Source organism: Eisenbergiella sp. OF01-20 (assembly GCF_003478085.1).
Classification (GTDB): domain Bacteria; phylum Bacillota; class Clostridia; order Lachnospirales; family Lachnospiraceae; genus Eisenbergiella.
Window position 1 is genome coordinate 1 of the sequence record NZ_QUES01000088.1, and the last position, 881, is coordinate 881.

Here is an 881-nt window from a genome sequence, read left to right on the forward strand (position 1 = left end):
GGATATCGATTCGGAAAGACAGAGGTTTATAACCCCTGGAGCGTCATTAATTATGTAAAAGCGGTATCCGCCGACCATGACGCGTTCCCCCGGCCTTATTGGGCGAACACTTCGTCAAACAGCATTGTCCGCGAGCTGGTAGAGCACGCGGATAACAGCGTAAAACAGGAGATGGAGAGCCTGATAGACGGCGGGACGATAGAAAAGCCGGTGCATGAGGATATCACCTATGGTGAAGTATATAAATCAGAGGATAACCTGTGGAATTTCTTGTTTTTTACGGGATATCTGAAAAAACTGTCGGAACGGTTTGACGGGGAGACCATCTATCTGACGTTAGGAATACCGAATACGGAAATCAAGATGATTTACCGGAATACCATTCTGGACTGGTTTAACCAGAGTATCCGGAAAAAGGATTTTTCACGGATGTATCATGCGCTGCTGCATCAGGAAACGGAAATACTGGAACGGGAGCTTTCCAAAAACCTGATGGAAACAATCAGCTTTTATGATTATAGGGAGGACTATTACCATGGTTTCCTGGCGGGCCTCCTGAAAATGCTGGATGGCTATACCCTGAAATCGAACCGGGAAAGTGGTCTGGGCTGGAGCGACCTGCTGTTATTGTCGGCGCCTTATGACGGAACGGCGGTCATTATGGAATTGAAAGTGGCGGATACCTTTGCACAGCTGGACAGCAGTGCAGGAGAGGCTTTGGAACAGATAAAACAGAAGCAGTATGATGCGGAGCTGAAGTTGGAGGGATACCATACCTTTACGTACTATGGGATATCTTTTTTTAAGAAGCTTTGCCGGGTATTGGTGGAAAATAGTGAAGTGTAGGGGAGAGACAAGAATGAGACCGCTTCCAATTGGGA

At 47.0% G+C, this 881-nt stretch carries 1 protein-coding gene; it reads left to right on the forward strand.

Annotated features, from left to right (window positions below):
* Window positions 1-846: PD-(D/E)XK nuclease domain-containing protein (locus tag DXA36_RS32520; protein ID WP_182479364.1), on the forward strand; the 846-nt coding region annotated here is incomplete at its 5' end.
* Window positions 847-881: the final 35 nt, after the last annotated feature.